Origin of the sequence: Alterileibacterium massiliense (assembly GCF_900104645.1) — a bacterium.
In the GTDB taxonomy this organism is placed as follows: domain Bacteria; phylum Bacillota; class Clostridia; order Peptostreptococcales; family Anaerovoracaceae; genus Alterileibacterium; species Alterileibacterium massiliense.
In genome coordinates this window covers 334,267-352,143 of the sequence record NZ_FNWE01000001.1, presented here as the reverse complement: position 1 = coordinate 352,143, position 17,877 = coordinate 334,267, and the positions used below count along the sequence as shown (strand labels likewise).

The 17,877-nt window shown below is 34.8% G+C and carries 17 protein-coding genes; 1 reads left to right on the top strand and 16 read right to left on the bottom strand.

What is annotated here, in order from left to right; genetic code table 11:
* The first annotated feature begins 4 nt into the window (after positions 1–4).
* Entirely contained in the window at positions 5–370 is a 366-nt protein-coding gene (locus BQ5371_RS01740; protein ID WP_071132224.1) for a hypothetical protein, read from the top strand.
* Between the two features lie 89 nt (positions 371–459).
* Here BQ5371_RS01740 and BQ5371_RS01735 read toward each other — a convergent pair whose 3' ends face one another.
* From BQ5371_RS01735 to lon, 16 genes are all read right to left on the bottom strand, one after another.
* Positions 460–882, bottom strand: a complete 423-nt coding sequence (locus BQ5371_RS01735) for a hypothetical protein (protein ID WP_071132223.1) — start codon at positions 880–882, stop codon at positions 460–462.
* An 85-nt stretch (positions 883–967) separates the two neighbouring features.
* Complete coding sequence (locus BQ5371_RS01730; RefSeq protein ID WP_071132222.1) at positions 968–2,233, bottom strand: serine hydroxymethyltransferase; 1,266 nt, start codon at positions 2,231–2,233, stop codon at positions 968–970.
* Between the two features lie 4 nt (positions 2,234–2,237).
* Positions 2,238–3,443 (bottom strand): bifunctional folylpolyglutamate synthase/dihydrofolate synthase, encoded by a 1,206-nt coding sequence (locus tag BQ5371_RS01725; protein WP_071132221.1) that lies wholly within the window; start codon positions 3,441–3,443, stop codon positions 2,238–2,240.
* Positions 3,443–6,112 (bottom strand): valine--tRNA ligase, encoded by a 2,670-nt coding sequence (locus tag BQ5371_RS01720; RefSeq protein ID WP_071132266.1) that lies wholly within the window; start codon positions 6,110–6,112, stop codon positions 3,443–3,445. The genes BQ5371_RS01725 and BQ5371_RS01720 overlap by 1 nt, the downstream gene beginning before the upstream one ends.
* A gap of 70 nt (positions 6,113–6,182) precedes the next feature.
* Positions 6,183–6,860, bottom strand: coding sequence for a GTP pyrophosphokinase (locus BQ5371_RS01715; RefSeq protein WP_083377371.1), 678 nt, complete (start codon positions 6,858–6,860; stop codon positions 6,183–6,185).
* Between the two features lie 27 nt (positions 6,861–6,887).
* Positions 6,888–7,760 carry a bifunctional 5,10-methylenetetrahydrofolate dehydrogenase/5,10-methenyltetrahydrofolate cyclohydrolase gene (locus tag BQ5371_RS01710; RefSeq protein ID WP_071132220.1) on the bottom strand — a complete coding sequence of 291 codons (873 nt, stop codon included), beginning with the start codon at positions 7,758–7,760 and terminating at the stop codon, positions 6,888–6,890.
* A gap of 28 nt (positions 7,761–7,788) precedes the next feature.
* Positions 7,789–9,042 carry a ribonuclease HII gene (locus BQ5371_RS07085; protein ID WP_071132219.1) on the bottom strand — a complete coding sequence of 418 codons (1,254 nt, stop codon included), beginning with the start codon at positions 9,040–9,042 and terminating at the stop codon, positions 7,789–7,791.
* Between the two features lie 11 nt (positions 9,043–9,053).
* Positions 9,054–9,887 carry a ribosome biogenesis GTPase YlqF gene (ylqF, locus tag BQ5371_RS01700; RefSeq protein WP_071132218.1) on the bottom strand — a complete coding sequence of 278 codons (834 nt, stop codon included), beginning with the start codon at positions 9,885–9,887 and terminating at the stop codon, positions 9,054–9,056.
* Between the two features lie 184 nt (positions 9,888–10,071).
* Positions 10,072–10,413 carry a 50S ribosomal protein L19 gene (gene rplS, locus BQ5371_RS01695; RefSeq protein WP_071132217.1) on the bottom strand — a complete coding sequence of 114 codons (342 nt, stop codon included), beginning with the start codon at positions 10,411–10,413 and terminating at the stop codon, positions 10,072–10,074.
* Positions 10,414–10,527: 114 nt separating this feature from the next.
* A complete protein-coding gene (locus BQ5371_RS01690) occupies positions 10,528–11,406 on the bottom strand; it encodes a tyrosine-type recombinase/integrase (protein WP_071132216.1) in 879 nt (292 codons plus the stop codon).
* Positions 11,407–11,526: 120 nt separating this feature from the next.
* Positions 11,527–11,955, bottom strand: coding sequence for a hypothetical protein (locus BQ5371_RS01685; protein WP_071132215.1), 429 nt, complete (start codon positions 11,953–11,955; stop codon positions 11,527–11,529).
* Positions 11,956–12,146: 191 nt separating this feature from the next.
* Positions 12,147–13,550, bottom strand: a complete 1,404-nt coding sequence (locus BQ5371_RS01680; protein WP_071132214.1) for an MBL fold metallo-hydrolase RNA specificity domain-containing protein — start codon at positions 13,548–13,550, stop codon at positions 12,147–12,149.
* Positions 13,540–14,352 carry a PHP domain-containing protein gene (locus BQ5371_RS01675; RefSeq protein ID WP_071132213.1) on the bottom strand — a complete coding sequence of 271 codons (813 nt, stop codon included), beginning with the start codon at positions 14,350–14,352 and terminating at the stop codon, positions 13,540–13,542. The genes BQ5371_RS01680 and BQ5371_RS01675 overlap by 11 nt, the downstream gene beginning before the upstream one ends.
* A gap of 2 nt (positions 14,353–14,354) precedes the next feature.
* Complete coding sequence (gene hpt, locus BQ5371_RS01670; RefSeq protein ID WP_071132212.1) at positions 14,355–14,906, bottom strand: hypoxanthine phosphoribosyltransferase; 552 nt, start codon at positions 14,904–14,906, stop codon at positions 14,355–14,357.
* Positions 14,890–15,516, bottom strand: coding sequence for a ribosome biogenesis GTP-binding protein YihA/YsxC (gene yihA, locus BQ5371_RS01665; protein ID WP_071132264.1), 627 nt, complete (start codon positions 15,514–15,516; stop codon positions 14,890–14,892). Before yihA ends, hpt begins: the two co-directional genes overlap by 17 nt.
* Positions 15,517–15,520: 4 nt before the next feature.
* On the bottom strand, positions 15,521–17,866 hold the full coding sequence (lon, locus tag BQ5371_RS01660; protein ID WP_083377370.1) for an endopeptidase La: 2,346 nt from the start codon (positions 17,864–17,866) through the stop codon (positions 15,521–15,523).
* Positions 17,867–17,877: the final 11 nt, after the last annotated feature.

Sequence of the window (17,877 nt, the reverse complement as noted above, 5' to 3'; positions counted from 1 at the left end):
AGACATGAGCAGATTACTATTAAAAATAACTGGCATACTTGAAATTTTACTTGCAATTGCCTTACTAGTCATGAGTTTTTATACCTTAGGAAATTCAGAGACCGCATCTTTACTCCTTGCTCCTCACGATACCGTTGCAAAACTAATATCTATTTTTATAATTATATTTCCTATTCTGAGAGCCATCTTCGGTTTTCTTGGTTTTTTAGGTAAAACGCCTTCACTTCTTGTGCTAGGTGGTTTTATCATGTTTTTCACCTCTTTCCCTCTCCTTGGAACAGAAAAGCCAATTATATATCTCTACGCATATTCGGCTTTAGTATCTTTGATATTCTTAATTTCCGCCTTGCTTTACAATCCAAAAAAATAAAATGGTTACATTGTTAATTAATTTTAGATAATCAATTTGACAATGTAACCGTCCTTAATTTTAATTGTTTCTTCCTTAACCAGTGCTTATTAATTTAGTAGCTCTATTCCGTCGAAATTAACTCCTGTAAGTTCCTCAAGCTCTGCACTTATGCTTGCAACGAAGTTAATTCCATAATCTCTTGAAATGTCTTTTAGCTTGTTTATAAAGCTAGGTACATTGGATATTTCAAAGTCAGTATGCCTCATGATACCGTCAATATAAATTGTCTCGATGTCATTATCTGAACTCAGTATGCCGAACAAGAAACCTATATATTCGTCCTCATTTGTTATGTGGATAAAATCCTCCATGCAAATTGTTCTAATCTTATAACTTAATTGATATATTACCTTAGTATCCTTATAAATAAATATTATGCTTCCCTTGCTATTATTTGCTTCCTCATTAGCAAGCTCTAACATTTTCTTTGTCTTTCCACTTCCCTTATGACCAATGAACAATTTAACCATAGGTGAGACCTCCTTATAACTTCGAATTTAAATTTATATTAATCATGATTATATAACAAGATATTCTAACATTCAATTGTACAATTTATTTTTGCGAAGATTTTTCAGTATCTAATTTTTTAACTATTTCATCAATTCTATGTGCAACTTCAATGAAATCATCTTCCATAAAACCCCTCGTCGTCATAGGTGCAGTACCTATCCTAACACCACTCGTTTGAACCGGAGAACGCTTTTCGTTAGGTACGCAGTTTTTATTCAAGGTAATGCCATCTTCATCACACCTGTCCTGCAAATCTTTTCCAGTAAATTCATGGCTAGATAAATCAAGCAAGAAAAGGTGATTATCTGTTCCTCCTGTAACAACTGAATACCCCATCTTTTTAAATTCGTCGCAAAATGCCTTGCTATTCTTAACAACCTGCTTTATGTATGTCTTATATTCATCTGTCAAAGCTTCTTCTGCACAAACTGCCTTACCTGCAATGATGTGTTCGAGAGGACCACCCTGTGAATAAGGGAAAACCGCACTATCTACCTTTTTTGCAAGTTCCTTGGTTGAAAAAATCATTCCACCTCTTGGTCCTCTAAGCGTCTTATGTGTGGTTGTTGTAATAAGGTCAGCATATCCGAAAGGCGATATATGTTCACCTGCTGCAACTAGTCCTGCAATATGTGCCATGTCTACCATAAAATAAGCACCTACGCTTTTTGCCACCTCTGAGAATAGTTTGAAATCAATCGTCCTTGAATATGCACTTGCACCAGCCAAAATAAGCTTAGGCTTAATTTCATCAGCCTTTTTCTTCAAATCTTCAATGTCAATATATCCTTTTTCATCTACTCCATAGAAGTGAATATCATAAAGGGTGCCACTGAAATTAACAGATGAACCATGGGTCAGATGACCTCCATCGTCAAGGCTCATAGCTAAGACCTTATCGCCCGGCTTTAAGACTGCTCTATATGCAGCAAAATTCGCCTGTGAACCGCTGTGAGGCTGAACATTTACATGGTAATCTGTATTGAAAACCTCTCTCCAGAGATCACAACAATATTCTTCAAGTTCATCTACATACTTCATTCCGCCGTAGTATCTTCCTCTATTACCTGAGTGTCTATCAATTGGCATGCCCGGATAACCCTCAGCATATTTCCAAGACAGACAGCTCCCGCAAGCAGCCATAACAGCTTCTGAGCAGTAGTTTTCTGATGCAATGAGTTCTACATTATTCTTCTGCCTTGAATACTCTTTTTCTATAAAACCAGCTACCTTAGGAGAGGTTTTTTTTATTTCTTCGATAATATTTTTGCTATATTCGCTATTATCATTCCCATATTTATCCAGCATCTTTTTACCATCCCTTCTTTATAAAATATGTTTTTATATTACCTATTAAATAAATTGATCCAAAAGAAAGCGTAATATTCTTTTTTAGCTTTTTTGCCATATCATAAGCATCTTCATTATTTTCAATCGAGTGCACATTTCTTTCTCCCTTAGAAATTAGAATTTCTTTTATAATGTCTGGGTCCATACCCCTTTCGCTTTCCGGCTTGGTAATAATATATATCGGATTATATGATTTAAAACTTCTTTGAATTAAATCTGTCATTTCCTCATACTGCTTATCCTGCATAAATCCGATAATAAGCGTTAAGCCGTGCTTGGTATTTTTCAAATTTGAATTATATAAATCGAAAGTATTTATAACCGCTAAAATTCCAGATAAATTATGCCCCGCATCTATGATTAAATCCGGATTTTTAGATAGCAATTCATACCTACCGGATTTCTTAGCACCTCTTATAGCTTCTAAGGTCAAATTTCTATCAATTTTTATATGACCATTTTTATCAAGAATATCTATTGTCGCCATGGCGACGCTTGCATTTCTTATCTGATGCTTCCCCTGCATTTCCAATTTTGGTATATCACTTTGATATGGCAAGGCATCTATAAATAAAGCTTTCTTTTCCTTCGCCTTTTCAATAATTATTTCCCTTGCCTTTTTATTTGTAACGCCTGTTATTATTGGAACTCCAGCCTTAATTATCCCAGCTTTCTCTTTTGTTATGCTCTCTATTGACGAGCCAAGCTCCTTTATATGGTCTATACCAATTTCTGTAATAATTGTCGCAATCGGTTTTTTTATAGTATTAGTAGAATCAAGCCTTCCTCCAAGTCCTGTTTCTAAAATAACAAAATCCGTATTTTGCTCTTTAAAAAATAGATAGGCTATGGCTGTTAGTTCATCAAATAGCGTTGGTGCTTCAAATCCTTTTTTTTGAAGTATTTCAATGGCATTTTTTACCTTATTTTTATAAAATTTATATTCTTCATCTGTTATATATCTGCCATTTGCTTCAAATCTTTCATTATATTTTAAAAGATGAGGCGAGGTGTAAACTGAAATTGAATATCCATGTTTCTTAAGAATTTCTGAAAGGAATTTACAAACAGAACCCTTACCATTTGTCCCTGCAACATGAATAACTTTGAATTTTTTCTCCGGATTGCCTAGAGCATCCAGCAAAAGACGCATATTTGCAATCCCCATTAGTTATTAGCCTCGCTCATAGATTTCAATCTATCTATAACCTTTTCGAGCATCTCCTCATACTTTTCTCCCTTTGCTCTCTCCTCATCAACTATTTTTTGAGGTGCCTTATCTACGAAGTTCTTATTCGATAGCTTCTTATTAACTCTATCCACTTCTTTTATAAGCCTCTTCTTTTCAGCTTGAAGTCTAAGAATTTCCGCTTCAAAGTCAATCAAATCTTCCATAGGAATCAATATTTCAGCCCCATCGACAATCCCGCTCATAACATCTCTTGGTGCCTTTGACTTATCCTGAATTATCTCTATCTTGCTTACATTTGCAAGGCTTTTAATATATCCTGATGACGCTTCTATCTCCTTTGCTTTTTTATCGCTTACGATTATAAGGCTAAGACTTCTTGAAGGCGGAGTATCAGCTTCTGCTCTAATATTCCTAATTACCTTGATAATATCTTTTGCCATCTCTATTTTTTCACGAGATTCATCAAAGTTAAGCTTTTTATGCTTAGGCCATGCTTCACTTATAAGTAGATCTTTCTCTGCTTCTTCCTTAGGCAAATATCCCCATATTTCCTCGGTTATAAATGGCATAAATGGGTGTAATAATTTGAGTAGCGTCTTTAAAGATTTTTGTAATACATATCTTGCACTTAACTTATCTTTCTCATCATTTCCATATAATCTTCTCTTTACAAGTTCAATATACCAGTCGCAGTATTCATTCCAAATCAAATCATAGATTTTCTGACCTGCTATGCTTAACTCAAATTTACCTAGGTGTTCAGTTATTACCTTGATTCCATCATTAATAAGCGAGAGCATCCACTTATCTTCATCTTGATATATGACAGTTTGTGAACTTGCCATTGGCAAAAATTCACCCTTATCATCTTTGAGATTCATAATTGTAAATCTTGAGGCATTCCAAAGTTTATTTGCAAAATTTCTTGATGCCTCGAGCTTGTTTCTTATAAATCTCATATCATTTCCCGGTGTTATTCCTGAAGAGAGCATAAACCTCAAAGCGTCCGCTCCAACCTCATCTATTATCTCAAGAGGATCTATTCCATTTCCAAGGGATTTACTCATCTTTCTGCCTTCTTCATCTCTGACAAGACCATGTAGAAAAATATATTCAAAGGGTGGTTCTTTCATAATTTCACAGCCAGAAAATACCATCCTTATTACCCAGAAGAATAGAATGTCATAACCTGTAACTATAACACTATTTGGATAGAAATAATCAAGCTCCTTTGTTTTTTCAGGCCAGCCAAGGGTAGAAAAAGGCCAAAGGGCAGAGCTGAACCATGTGTCAAGCACATCATCATCTTGATATATATTTTGACTGCCACATTTTGGACATTTCTTTGGTTCATCTTTTGATACTATAATCTCCCCGCAGTCTTTGCAGTAATATGCCGGTATCCTATGACCCCACCAAAGCTGTCTTGAAATGCACCAGTCGTGAATATCTGAAAGCCAGTGCAAATATGTTTTTTCAAATCTTTCAGGAACATGCTTTAACTTGCCGGATTTAGCTGCCTCTATTGCAGGTTTTGCAAGTTCCTCCATCTTTACAAACCACTGGTCGGAAATCATAGGTTCTACAGTTGTATTACACCTATAACATTCTCCAACCGGAATTACAACATCTTCTGTCTTTACAAGAAATCCATTGCTTGAAAGCTCCTTAACCCACGCCTTTCGACATTCATACCTATCCATACCCTCGTATTTACCGGCAAGAGCTGTCATCTTAGCTTCTTTATCTATACAATTAAGAACTTCAAGATTATGTCTTTTCCCAACTTCAAAATCATTAAAGTCGTGAGCAGGAGTTATTTTAACCGCACCTGTTCCTTTTTCCATATCAGGGTATGGATCTTCAATAACAGGAATTTTTCGTCCAACAATTGGTAAAATTACATTTTTCCCAACCAAATGCTTATATCTTTCATCTTCCGGATTTACAGCAATCGCAACATCACCAAACATAGTCTCAGGTCTAGATGTAGCTACAACTATTCCATCACCACCGTCTTCTGAAAAATATCTAAAATACCAATATTTTCCTGCCTTGTCCTCGTGGAGAACCTCTGCATCCGAAAGGGTTGTCTCACAGCATGGGCACCAGTTAACAAGCCTATTTCCTCGATATATCTGTCCTTTATTATAAAGCTCAATGAAGAATGTTTTAACAGCATTATTACACCCCTCATCCATTGTAAATCTTTCTCTTCTCCAGTCGCAGGAATCTCCAAGCTTTCTACACTGCTCGGTAATCTTGCCTCCATATTCTTCTTTCCACTCCCAAGCCCTTTTTAAAAAGGCATCTCTACCAATGTCTTTTTTATCCTTGCCAGTTTCTTCCTTTAGCTTATTATTAACCTTTACCTCGGTTGCAATACTTGCATGATCGCTTCCTGGTACCCAAAGCGTACTATATCCCTCCATTCGTTTCCACCTTACTAGGGTATCCTGCAGAGTATGATCGAGAGCGTGACCCATGTGAAGTTGTCCAGTTATATTTGGAGGGGGCATTACTATGCAAAAAGGTTTTTTATCCCTATCCACCTCTGCATTAAAGGCACCATTCTCTTCCCATTTTCTATAAATTCTATCTTCAAAATCCTTTGGATTGTAATTTTTATTAAGATTATTACTCATTTCATCACTATTATTTTCTGTATTTTTCTCATTATTTTTCATTTCTGCATTACCCGTTTCAGCACCCATTTTACAATACCTGCTTTCTAATCTCTTCCATCTGCTTATCAATGTTTGCGAGCATATCAGCACATCGCTTTAAATTGTCCTTAATATCTTCGGTCAATTCGCCATTATTCTTATATCTTAATTCGTGTTCAAGGGTGGCCCATGTATCCATTGCTATGCTTCTAAATTGTAATTCAACAGGCACATGAATCCTTTCCTTTACCAAAAATACCGGTATTGAAATAACAACATGAAGGCTTCTATAACCAGTATTTTTGGGATTCTCGCAGTAGTCCTTAACCCTTATTAGGTTTACATCAGACTGCTTTAATAATAACCTAGAAATCGCATAAATATCTCGTCTATAATTGCATATTACCCTGACTCCCGCGATGTCATAGACTTCCGCCCTAACCCTAGGAAGATTCTTTAGTGGGTCTGGTATACCATACCTTTCTGCTTTCTTGACAAGGCTATCTATAGTCTTGAGCCTAGATTCAATATGATGAATTGGCATATATTCGTTCTGCATTTCAAAATTATCACTTAAAATTTCAAGCTTTGTCGTAACTTCTTTTATCGCAGATCTATATGTAAGATTTATATCATCAATTTCCTCTTGCAATTTCTTATCAAAAACCAGTTCTTTTCTGATGTCCTCGAAGCTTATATCTGTTATAGTCATTCTACTTGCAGGCATTACATATTACCTCACTATAAAAATTTTTTATCTAGGAAATTTCATCTTTGCAGCTTTGACAACATTTCTAAGGAGAAGGGTTGTTGTAACCGCTCCTACTCCCCCAGGCACAGGTGTGTAACTTATATCAATTCCTGCACTTAAAACATCTTCTAAATCTAAATCTCCAGCAATCTTGCCATCCTTTCCCTTGCCCGTTCCAACATCTATGACAATCTGCCCATCTCTGAAATATCTTCTGTCATATCCACCAGTATTACCAGTTGCAAGTACAACAATGTCCGCATTTTTTGCCGCCAAAATCGCATCTTCTTCTTTAGTTTTTGTATGGCAAACTGTTATAGTTGCATTATCATTCATCATCATTAAGGCGAGAGGTTTTCCTACACGTAGGCTTCTACCAAAGATAGTAACCTTTTTCCCTTTGACCTCTTCTGATGAATTATAAAGAATTTCCATGCAAGCCTCTGCAGTGCAAGCGAAAAAAGTATTCCCCTTATCCTCTGCACTTAATAATTTAGAATATGAGACATCTGTTATCGCATCAATATCCTTATCTGGATTTATCATATTGGATAACTTCTTTTGATCAAGGTACCTAGGTAAAGGCATGAGAATGATAATTCCATGAATGTTTTCATCTTCATTTAGTCTAATTATCAGTCCTTCAACTTCATTTTCCATTATACCTTCTTCAAATATGAAATTATCACATGAAATTCCATATTTTTCCGACCTTTTAGTTATAGCTTTTTCATAAAAAATTTGCCCCGAATCTGCCCCCACTCTTATGGTTGCTAATTTCGGCACAATTTCTTTCTCTTTGAGATTTTCAATCTCGTTAGTTAAATTATTTTCTATTTTTTCCCTGATGGGAATTCCGCTTATTTCTTTTTTCATGATTGTCAATTATATCATATGACCCATCTTATTTCAGCACATCTCTCGCTAGTTTATCAGCCATTTCATTGTATTTATTCCCAGAATGGCCCTTTACCTTTACAAATTTAATTTCTATTTTTTTTCTTGACTCTTTAATAAATTCTTTGTAATCCTTAGTTAAAGGCAGGTTAGCCTTCCATTCATCGCAAGCCCACTTACCAATGCCCATATAGTCATGATAGATTGTGATTTCATCAAAATTATTTTCGATTGCAAAATCAATAGCAAGCCTTGCTCCTGCAATTTCACCTGCTACATTTCTTAACTTGCTTTCACCTTCATCATCATATTTTTTTGAAATTTGCTTTAAGATCTTGCCATCTTTAATGATTACGACGCCACCTGAATAAGTTTTATTTTTATCATCATAACTGCCGTCGACATATGCTATATATCCTTTTTGATAATTATCTTTTTCAGAAAGATACGCTTTAGCATCATCTAGCGAAGAAAAGCTTTTAAATTCTGCCCCTTTAAATCCATCTACCTCTTTCTTGCAATCGTCCCAGCTTTTGTAAATACCAATTTGTCTACCTTTTTTTACTGCATAAAACTTTTCATTTTTTTTAATCTTATCTATGTTTTTATTCAGAGTTTTTAAGAATGTCTTTCTATGAATTGGGCTGATTCCTATTTTCGAAATTCCCTCATAATGAGCCTTTGTTCCATATCCTTTATTGCTTGCAAAATTATAACCTGAGTATAGATTTTCCATTTTTATCATATAATCATCTCTGGCTACCTTTGCTACAATTGAAGCAGCAGCAATTGTTGCGGATTTTTCATCTCCCTTTATGATTGATTCCTGACTTATATCGACATCATTAAGCCTTATAGCATCTATTAATAATATATCTATATCAATCTTATTTTGTACTTTATCTACGGCTCTTTTCATCGCAAGCTTTGTAGCATTTAATATATTTATATCATCGATTTCTACATTTGTAGCTGAGCCGATTCCAATTGCGATCGCTTTTTCTTTAATTTCTTCTACTATCTCTCTCCTTTTTTTATCAGATAATTTTTTAGAGTCATCTATGCCTAGTATTTCGCAATCAAGGGGGAGAATTACGCAAGCGGCAACAACAGGACCTGCCAAGGGCCCCCTACCGACTTCATCAATTCCAGCTATGCTTTTAAATCCCTTATTGTGAAGCTCTATTTCATGAGAACGCATCTCATTCCATTTTTCTTTTTGTTTTATTATTCTTTCTTCTTTAGTCATATCTTTAGTCATATCTTTTAAACTTACGCCTTTTCAAGCGTTATTTTACCTATCTTTCCTGCTCTAAATTCATCTATTACAGTTCTTGCAGTTCTTTCATAATCAATCCTTTTACCTGGAAGAATGAATCCTCTTTTTAATGCCAGTGCTTCCATATTAGCAAGCTTGTCATCTGATAGCCCTGAAAGTTTATATCTATTCATAAATTCTTCAGGATAGTTATCAGCCAAAAATCCAATGAGCTCTAGTCCAATATCTTGTATTTCAAGTATTTCATCTTTGATGCTTCCTGCAAAAGCAAGGTTAAGTCCCACCTCTGGCTCTTCAAATTTAGGCCATAAAATTCCGGGGGTATCTAGTAATTGCATTCCATTTTCTAGGGTAATCCATTGTTTGCCCTTTGTAATTCCCGGTTTATTTCCTGTCTTTGTACTTTTTCTTCCTGATAATCTGTTGATAAGTGATGACTTTCCAACATTAGGAACACCTAGAATCATAATTCTTAATGGCCTTGAATTTCTCTTTTTCTCATCTCTTTCAGCTTGAAATTCATTTAATATTTTGTATAGCTTATCAATTCCTCTACCAGTCAAGGCGTCGATTTCTATCGCCTTATATCCTTCTTTTTCAAATAATCTTATCCACTCGTAGGTTTCTCTTTTATCAGCTAAGTCCGCCTTATTAAGAAGAATTATACGCTTTTTATTAGCAGTTATCTCATTAATTATGGGATTCTTGCTCGAATTAGGTATTCTTGCATCTAAAATTTCTATGATTATATCAACCAATTTAAGATTTGACTGTATCATCTCCCTTGTCTTTTTCATATGCCCCGGATACCAGTTGATATTTCCCATTTTAAATCCTCTTTTTAATTATTATTTTAATCATCTTTATTACTATTTTGATCATCTTTAAGTGCTTGCAGTACTTTATTAATTACACTTATATCAATTGCAAAATTATTAATATAAATAAAATGCATACCTAAGATATAATCTTTAGTATGCATCTATTGTCATAAAAACTTATTAAGACAATTTATTTGTCCTTCTTAATCTTAGCAGCCTTACCAGTTCTTTCACGCATATAGTTGAGCTTCGCTCTTCTAACCTTACCCTTGCTTACCAGCTCAATCTTCTCAATCTTAGGTGAATGAAGTGGGAATGTCTTTTCAACTCCGATTCCTTGAGAAAGCCTTCTTACCGTAAAAGTCTCATTTATGCCACCATGCTGTTTCTTAAGAACATATCCTTCAAATACCTGTATTCTCTCTCTCTGTCCCTCGATAATTCTGATGTGAACTCTAACCGTGTCACCGACAGAAAATTCAGGAATATCTGATTTTTTATATTCTTCTGTAATCTGTTCTAATATATTCATTGTTATTCCTCCTTCCTCTCCAAGACGCTCTTGATGTTATATTTACTATCAGAGGACCGCCCGTAATAACCATTCAAAAATATCATATGTGCCATTACAAGTCAAGTACAAATATTAAGCACGGGGGTGTGACCTGTTATACACATCCCTTACCCTAACTTTTATTACAGATAGATATGCCATTCCTGCTGAAATATCATCAAATCCCATAAGTTCCTGCAATGTCTTTAAGTCTCCTCCATTCTGCAATATATGAACAGCAAAACTATTTCTTAGTATCTGTGGCGTCATCTTCTCCTTTATATCCATCATTTCGCCATACTCTTTTAATATCTTCCATATACCTTGCCTTGTGAGCGGGCTACCTCTGAAATTAATAAAGACATAGTCATCTGGAAGCCTAATATCACCTTTGATAGCATTATATGCCTTATCTATATATTCAATGAGAGCTTTTTTGCAATATTTACCCATAGGAATAATTCTTTTTTCCTCAGTTCCATCGCTACACATGACAAAATTCATCTTAAAATTAATATCGCTAAATCTAAGTCTAACAACCTCGGTAACCCTAGCACCTGTTCCATACATAAATTCAAGCAATGCCTTATCCCTATATCCTTTATGTGAGTCATCAGGTAAATCAATCAGCTTCTCTATTTCATCCACAGTTAAAAATTCTATCTCCCTAGTCTCAGGCTTTGCTGTCTTAATATCATCAAATGGATTAATATCAATTTCTCCACGCTCCTTGTAAAAATCATAGTAAAGTCTTAGCGAAGATATTTTCCTATTTATTGTGGAAGCAGATTTTTTCTTTTTGTCTAAGTCCATAACATAGGCAACCGCATCATTCTCACGGCAGTCCAATAAGAAGCCAACTTCCCTTGACTTCAAAAACCTGTCAAATGCCCTTATATCCCTGCCATATGCGACAATCGTATTTGGAGCTTTGTTCTTTTCATCTTTTAAATATTGAATAAACTCATTCATTCTTCCCTCCTAAGACAATTAAATCGCTTTACGATAAAAATTTTTATATTAAAAATATACCATAAATGCGTAATTATTCAAGAAAAACTAATAAAAGCTCACATCATAAATCTTTTTAAATTAATATAATGCTAGATTTTTCGCTAGATTATATATAAATTCCCTCTTATACTTTTTTATCGTATTTTCATGAATATATATATTCGTATTATTCATACCATATGTTATGCTTTTTAAAATTACGCCCCTATATTCCGCAGGGATTTTTAGTATTGCCCTATGTATTGCATCAAGCTTATAATATGCGTTTCTTTCAACCTCTCCATACTCATCTATATTACTAGCAAGTATCCTTTCAAGCCTTTTTTTATCTCTTATTATCCATATGCATTCAAAATATATGCTCCTCGGAATTATTTCTTCATACTTATTACCTCTTTTATCATCTATATCATATTTATTATTAATAGTATTATTTTTTTTAATAATATCAATATTGTTATTTTTATAATAAATATTGTCTTTCTTATTATAATAAATTTCTTTCAAGCTTTTCTCCTAATATGTAAATCTAATTATTAAGAATAAATTATTATAAGAATAGCCTATTTGATTTAATTTTTATCATTATGAAAAAATTAAATATCAAAAAAGCCGTATAAAGTTCTATTTTTGCTAACTTCATACGGCATATGAGCATATATATTTGGCTATATGATAACCTCAACTACTTAACTTGTTTATAAGTCAAACCCAGAATTTTCTGTTATTACAGTTGGTTTAATTCCAAATTTATCATCTATAAATTTGGCGAAATCTTTTTTCGCATCATCTTCACCATGTACCAAGAAGACCCTAGGATTGTTTTTAAATGATGATACCCACTCTGCAAGAGCATCTCTATCTGCGTGAGCTGAAAAGCCTTCAAGATTTACAATCTCAGCATTTACCTGTACTTCTTCCCCAAAGAGGTTTACGCTGTCAGCTCCATTGAGCAATTTTCTCCCCAAGGTGTATTCAGCCTGATAGCCTACAAAGATAATAGAATTCTTTTTATTTCCAAGATTATGTCTTAGGTGGTGCCTTATCCTTCCTGCTTCACACATTCCGCTCGCAGATATTATTATCTTAGGCTCTTTGTTGATATTGAGTCTCTTTGAGTCCTCAGTAGACTTTGTAAATATTAAATTTTTAAAGTCCAAAGGATTGTCCCCTCTTTCAATATATCCCTTAGTTTCTTTATCAAAACATTCAGGATTTTCTTTAAATACCTGAGTTGCAGAAGTAGCCATAGGACTATCTATATAAACTTTAACATTCTTTAGCTTTGAATAAACTTCCGGATTATTGTCATATAATTTATTTAATTCATATATCATCTCCTGCGTTCTTCCTACTGCAAAAGATGGAATTACAACTGTGCCACCTCTTTCTGTAGTCTTTAAAATATTTTTTAGCAGGTCATCAATGCTCATAACATTCTCTGGATGAAGCCTATTTCCATATGTCGTTTCCATTACAACATAATCAGCTTCAGTAATAGTAGTAGGATCTTTTAATATAGGTCTATGCTTCATTCCAAGGTCGCCCGAAAAAACTAATTTTTTCTTTTCTCCATCCTCACTTATCCAAACTTCTAAAATTGATGAGCCTAGTATATGACCTGCATCATTAAATTTAATTGTCATCTGGTCATTTATTTCCACCTCTTCATTATATCTAACAGGTGTAATATACTTTAGACTTCTTTCTGCATCAACAACAGTATAAAGAGGTGCTACCGGTTCTTCACCCTTTTCCAAGGCTTTTTTAGTTTTCCACTCAGCTTCCTTTTCATGGATATATCCACTATCTCTTAACATTATCGGAAGAAGGTCCGCCGTTGCCTTGGTGCAATAAATATTACCTGTAAATCCTCTCTTCACAAGTAGTGGAATTCTTCCGCAGTGGTCTATATGTGCATGGCTCAGTACCATTGATTCAATTTCCTTAGGATCAAATGGAAAATCCTCATAGTTGAGCTTATCTCTATCTTTTCCTCCTTGAAATTGACCGCAATCGAGTAATATCGAATGCTCTTTCGTTGATATTTTATGGCATGAACCTGTTACTCCTGTTGTAGCTCCGCAAAATTCAATTCTCATCTTTAAATCTCCTATCACTGTCAGAGTGAAAATCTGACCCGCCTGTAATTATTAAATTATTTAAAATAGCATATTCCCTAAGCATTTTACTATCATTTTCTGAAGCAGATGGGTGAAAACATTCTATTCCATCCACTCTCATTTCAATCATTTTGTTAAAAAAAATATTTAGCCTATTTTGAAATTCTTCCCTATCTTCATTTTTTGACTTCATCTCCATGGGATGTGCTAAAATGGCAATACCTCCTGCCTCATGAATCACATTGATAGCATCTTCAGTAGCAAATACCTTTTTCTTAATAGACTTAATTTCCTCTCTTTTAAATATGCCATTGAATGCTTCTTCGACCGAATTTATGTATCCTTTTTTCATAAGAAGCCTAGCTATATTCGGTTTTCCAACGAATCTGCCTTTATTAAGTCCTTTTACCTCTTCATATGAAATCTCATAACCAAGCTCATTGAGTTCTTTAGCCAATGCCTCATTTCTCTCATTCCTATAACTGTCAAGAATGCTTATTGCAGAATTTAAGGCCTTACTAAAGTAATCAATGTAATAACCTAGTATATGAACCTCATATCCCTCACTGCTAATCGTAGACATCTCTATTCCGGATATGACATCTATTTCCCTATCCCTTGCATATTCATAGGCTATCTGAGAACCCAAGATAGTGTCATGGTCTGTTATCGATATTATTTTATAACCATTTTTCTCATATCTATCTACTATTTCAATAGGGCTAAGCACTCCATCTGAATAATGAGAATGTATATGAAAATCAGAAAAATTTTCTCGCATAGTTAGTCTTCTTGTTCGTTAGTATTTTCAAGGTAACTTATATAAGGAAGATTCCTATATTTTTGATCGTAGTCTAGTCCATAGCCTACCACGAATAAGTCCTCTACTGAAAATCCTACATAGTCAGCTACATAGTCATTAGTTCTCCTAGACGGCTTATCAAGCATAGTGCACACCTTTAATGCCTTTGGATGCCTTTCTCTAAGCTTAGCTAGCAAAAATTCTAATGTCTTTCCTGTATCTATTATGTCTTCAACCACAAGAACATTCTTATTATATAGATTTGTCTCGCAGTCCATTTTAATCGTTACAAAACCTGAAGATTTAGTACTTGAGCCATAGCTACTTGCAATCATAAAATCAATCTGCGTATCAAGCGTAAGATTTTTAAGTATATCGCTCATCCATAGAACCGCACCCTTCAAGGTTCCGATAACGATTAATTCCTCACCGGCGAAATCTTTTTCAATTTCCTTTACGAGCTCCTTTGCTCTCTTTGATATTTGCTCCTGAGTAAATAATACTGTTCCAATTGTTTCATTTGCCATGCTCATCTTCCTCCATTTTAGAGTCCGGTTTTGAACTTAAAATCAGCTCAATTTCTTTTATAAGATTTTCCGTTCCTGTTTTTTTCAATGATGAAATAGGAATTATTACATCATCTTTATTCATGTTAAGCGTTTTTCTTATTATATTCAAGGATTTCTGCTTCTGATTAGATGAAATTTTATCTGCCTTTGTAGCCACAACAATTCCATCTAATCCATAATATCTAAGATAGTCATACATCTGAATGTCAAGCTTTGATGGCTCATGCCTAATGTCGACAAGCTGTATTACCTTTCTTAAATTCTCCCTTCTACTTATATATGCTTCCATCATCTCTGCCCAGCCCTCTGTCATAGATTTTGAGAGCTTCGCATATCCATACCCCGGTAGATCAACAATTCTAAAATTGTCATTTATCTTATAAAAGTTAATTGTTCTCGTCTTTCCAGGATTTCCGCTCACATGAGCTAGTTTTTTTCTACCTGTAAGATTGTTAAGCAAAGATGATTTACCAACATTAGATCTTCCTGCAAAGGCAATTTCAGGAAGGTTCTCAGGTGGATATTGCCTAGGTTTAACCGCTATGGCTTCAAGTTCAGATTTATTTATCTTCATGCTATTACTCACCAATGTCCTCTAAAACAAGCGAAAAGGCTTCATCGACTGTTTCAATTGTATGAAAATTAAGTTTTTTTCTAACAGATGATGGAATTTCATCAATATCCGCTTCATTGTCCTTAGGTAGGATAATTGTTTCAATTCCCTGTCTATATGCAGCGAGAACTTTTTCCTTTATTCCTCCGACAGGAAGAATCCTTCCTGTCAAAGTAATTTCTCCCGTCATGGCTATATCCCTATTTGCTTTTTTGCCAGTTAGTGTTGACATCAGGGCAGTGCACATAGTAACACCAGCAGATGGTCCATCTTTTGGCGTTGCTCCTTCTGGAATATGAATTTGTATATCATAATCCTTAAAAATCTTATCATCTATCCCATATTTAGATGAGACTGATTTAATATAACCTAGGGCTGCACCAGCTGATTCTTTCATCACATCACCCATCTGCCCTGTGAGTATAAGCTTACCAGCTCCTGCCATTTTTACCGTTTCAATTGATAGAGTAACTCCTCCTACAGAAGTCCACGCCATTCCTGTCGTTATTCCCATAGCAAAGCCTCTGCTTAACTCATCATCTCTGAATATATGTTTTCCAAGATATGATTTAAGATTGTTTGAGTTAATTCTGTAAACTTCTCTATCCTCTGTTACAATCTTTCTTGCAACCTTTCTTAAAAGAGATGAAATCTGCCTTTCAAGATTTCTTACCCCTGATTCTCTAGTATAGTAATTTATTAAATCTCTAATAGCTGAATCGGAAAATACAACCTTGCCATCTGAAATTCCAAGCTCTTTTTTAACCTTAGGTATAAGAAATCTCTTTGCTATTTGAACTTTTTCTTCTTCAATATAGCTTGAAATCTCTATTACCTCCATTCTATCAAGGAGAGGTCTTGGTATCGTTTGCGTTGTGTTCGCTGTAGTGATAAACATTGCCTTTGACAAATCAAAAGGTATTTCCAGATAATGGTCTGTAAATGTTTTGTTCTGCTCAGGGTCTAGCACCTCTAAAAGAGCAGAGGCTGGATCTCCATGGAAATCAGAGCCTAGTTTGTCAACCTCATCAAGTAGAAATAATGGATTATTTGTTCCTGCTTCTATAATATTATTTATCACGCGTCCCGGTATAGCTCCAACATATGTCCTTCTATGCCCTCTTATCTCAGCTTCATCTCTCACTCCGCCAAGTGACATTCTGACAAATTCTCTATTTGTAGCTCTAGCAATGGATCTTGCAATTGAAGTCTTACCTACTCCAGGTGGCCCAACTAGGCAGATTATAGGTCCCTTTATAGCCTTGGTTAGTTTTAGAACTGAAAGATTTTCTAATATTCTTTCCTTTACCTTTTCCAGACCATAATGATCTTCATTCAATATTTTTTCTGCTCTATCTATATCAAGAGAGGTCTTTGATGATTTATGCCAAGGAAGCTCCAGAATTGTTTCTATATATGTCCTAGAAACATTTGCATCAGGGCTCATCATATTCATCTTTGAAAACTTATTTATCTCTTTTCTTAGTTTTTCATCTATTTTTTTAGAGAGCTTGAGTTTATCGAGCTTCTTTGTCCACTTATAAGCTTCCTCTTCTTCGGAATCACTTTCTCCAAGCTCACTTTTTATCACCTCTAGCTGTTCTCTCAAAAAATATTCCTTTTGACCACGGCTCATGTTTTGAAGTGTACGGCTGTTGATTTTCCCTGTCAGCTCTAAAATATTATTCTCCCTTGTTATTATATTTATGAGCTTTTCTATCTTTTCTGTTATTAGATCTATTTCGAGTAATTCCTGTTTTACATCGAAATCAACATCAATCTCGCCAGCGATAATATTTGTTAATTTGGCAGGGTCATCAATTCCCGCTATTAGCGTCCTTGCTGCTGTTTCGCCTGAATTATTGAGGTCTACATATTTAAAATAAGCTTTTTGAAGCACCCTTAAATGAGCGATTAAAACCACATCATCGTCATCTAAGCTTTGCTCTTCCTTGATTTCATAACTAGAAAAAAGTGCTCCATCTCTATCTTCAATTGAATTGATATTAACCTTCTTACCTGTTTCTGCAAGAACTCTAACATAATCCTCATGTCTTTTAACAACCTGCTTTAGTTTAAGTATAACTCCAGTCTTAAAGCAGTCGTCTTCACTTGGATCATTAATAGATGGATCCTTTTGCGCGGCCACAACCATGAGCTTATCCGAATTCATCGCATATTCGACTGCTTTCAAGGACTTATCTCTTGAAACATCAAATCCTACAATTGTATCAGGGAAAAAGCACTGACCCCTAAGTGGTATGAACCACGCGTTATTTTCATTTATATCCATAATAGCACTCTCTATCATAAGATCCCCTT